The sequence below is a fragment of the Roseateles sp. P5_B10 genome, from assembly GCF_056400485.1.
In genome coordinates this window covers 1-2,609 of sequence record NZ_JBFULE010000741.1, presented here as the reverse complement: position 1 = coordinate 2,609, position 2,609 = coordinate 1, and the positions used below count along the sequence as shown (strand labels likewise).

Annotated in this window: 3 protein-coding genes; all 3 read left to right on the top strand. The window is 64.4% G+C overall.

All coding sequences use genetic code 11. From position 1 onward, the window contains the following. Positions 1 to 716 (top strand): pilus assembly FimT family protein (locus AC1DU6_RS26870; RefSeq protein ID WP_477860853.1); only part of this gene is annotated, 716 nt, incomplete at its 5' end. Then, a complete protein-coding gene (locus AC1DU6_RS26865) occupies positions 707 to 1,435 on the top strand; it encodes a PilW family protein (RefSeq protein WP_477860851.1) in 729 nt (242 codons plus the stop codon). The genes AC1DU6_RS26870 and AC1DU6_RS26865, both read left to right, overlap by 10 nt. After that, positions 1,432 to 2,609 (top strand): PilX N-terminal domain-containing pilus assembly protein (locus AC1DU6_RS26860; RefSeq protein ID WP_477860849.1); only part of this gene is annotated, 1,178 nt, incomplete at its 3' end. The genes AC1DU6_RS26865 and AC1DU6_RS26860, both read left to right, overlap by 4 nt.

Sequence of the window (2,609 nt, the reverse complement as noted above, 5' to 3'; positions counted from 1 at the left end):
ACGCCGACGTATTCGGCCACCGGCGATCCCAATCACTCCGGGGTCGACCGGGTTACCACGGCGGAATGCTGGCCGCGATAGCCATGAGAAAGCAGTTTCAAGCCATGCAGGCCCGCATCTCGGGCCTGACGCTGATCGAGATCCTGGTCAGCCTTGCTGTGCTGGGTGTGATCCTTGCGCTTGCCGTGCCTTCGATGGCGGACCTGCTCGAAAAGCGCCGCGTCACCGCCGCGGCCGAAGAAGTGGCCGGTGTACTGACCTACGCCAAGGCCGAAACGAACGCGATCGATGCGTTGCTCATCGTGCGGTTCGATCCCGACGTTCACAACCCGGCGGGCAGCAAGGTGAGTTGCGCTCTGGTGGCCACATCGGCCGGCATGAACAACTGCAGGTGCTACTACCTGCCCCCAAACAACGTATGTCCAGGCACCGGCCAAAGGCCGTTGCGTCTTTTCCAATTGCCCAGGACCCACGTGAAGTTCGATGCCTTTGCGACGAGCTGGAAGGGCATGCAAGACTACATCCGTTTCCAGCGACAGCAGAACAACCAGGCGGCGGAGGGCTTCCAGGTGGATGTGGTGGGCTTGAGAAAGGGCTACACGCTGCGGGTTGAAGTGAATGACATAGGGCGCGTCAGGATCTGTGCGCCTTCTGTTGCGCGGGATCCAACCGACCCGCTGTTTAGCAAGATGAGTGGGTACGGCACATGCAGTTGAAATCCTTCAGTGGCAGGCCGGGGAAGGCGCAACGGGGGCTCGGCCTCGTTGAGTTGATGGTCGGCATCACGGTCGGCCTGATCGTCACGGCCGGTGCCGCGCTGGTTGCGACGCGGCAGATCAACGAACACCGGCGCCTGATGCTGGAGGTGCAGATGCAGCAGGACCTGCGCATTGCTGCCGATGTGCTGCAGCAGGATCTGCGCCGCGCCGGCTATCGAGGCCTGCCGGCCCACGGCGTGTGGGAGCCTGAACGCGATGCGGGCGCCACGCCGGCCAAGGAGGCCGCCTCGAGCCCCTATACCGCCGCCTCCAGCAACCAGGGCGGTGACCAGCTCCTCTACCGCTACGCCAAGGCGGCGGCCGGTGCCACCGCGGTCAACAAGACCAATGTCCTGGCGAACAACGAGCAATTCGGTGTGCGTTGGAACAAGCGCAACAACGCGCTCGAAATTCAGCTGGGCAAAGACAACTGGCAGCCCATCACGGATCCGGACACCCTCGTGATCCAGAACTTCATCGCGAATGTCGTGACGCAGGAAATTCCGCTCGACGACCTCTGCGGTCCGGCTGGGGCAGCCACTTGCCCCAAGCAATGCGTGAGGCGGGTCGATTTCACGATCAGGGCGGTGGCCAAGTCTGACCCCAATGTTCAGCGCACCTTGACGGTCAGCGAGAAGATTCGCGCGGACGAGATCAGCGGAGCATGTTCGGTATGAAGCTCGTACTTGGCCTGCGCCATGCGTGCGCTCAACGCGGTGCCGCCACGCTGGTCGTGGTCATGGTGCTCTTTCTCGTCATGGCCCTGCTGGCTGCCTACGGGAACCGCAGCCTGATGTTCGAACAACGCATCGCCGGCAGCTATTACCGTGCCAGCATGGCCCAGGAAATGAGTGAGGCTGGCGCCGAATGGTCCCTGGCCATGCTCAATGGCACCGCCATCAATGGCAGTTGCGCTGCAGTTGCCACCGGCGGTACGCGCTTCGTCAATCAATACCTCAATGTCTCGGCCGCGGACCGAGCCACCACCGGCACGATCACAGGCACCGGACCCAGGCTGGCCGTCGATTGCGCCTCCAACGGCACGACCCTTGTTTGCCGTTGCCCCCTGCCAAATACGCGTGCCACTCAACCGACCACGGCGCTCGCAGGCGCCCTCGTGCCGAGCTTCGGCGTCGCCCTGGGCACGGACACCGACGTCCACTACGGCAGCTTCCAGGTGACGAGCTACGGCTGCACCGACAGCAGCGTCGACAGCTGCTCCGGCGCCACCGCGCAGACCCGCAGCCAGACGGCCGCGGCCGCATCCTTGCAACTGGTCTCCATCGGCTTCATTGGTGCCGTGCCCTCGTCGCCGACTTCGCCATTGACGGTCAAGGGCACGTTGACGACTTCTGGCGCCGGTGGCCTTGGCTTGCACAACACCGACCCACGCTCGGCCGGCCAGCTGGTCGTCTCCGGCGGCTTTGCGCCGCCGCTGATTGACGCTCGCATGGACTCGGTACCGGGCACGCCGCCGGAGCAGGCACGCAGCTTCGGCGACACTTATCTTTCAGGCCTGAATGGTCCGGACGGCGACAAGACGTTCTTCCGCAACTTCATGGGCATGGTTCCGAGCCGCTACAAGAACCACCCGGCTGCGCGCTCCGTGACCTGCTCGGGCAATTGCGGGCCGACGCTTGCAACCGCCTTCGCCGCCGGCCAGCGCATCATGACCGTCGACAACGGGATGACGATCAGCTCCGGCACCATCGGCACGGCCGCGGCGCCGGTCGTCGTCGTCGTGTACGGGAACGTGACAATCACCGGCCCGATGCAACTGAACGGCATGCTGGTGGTCCTCGGCAATCTGACCTGGACCAACGCCGCCGCCGCGCCTTCCCAGGTCAACGG

Bases quoted from the DNA above. Each gene is read 5' to 3' on its own strand.
- AC1DU6_RS26865 (WP_477860851.1), top strand. From the start codon at position 707: ATGCAGTTGAAATCCTTCAGTGGCAGGCCGGGGAAGGCGCAACGGGGG.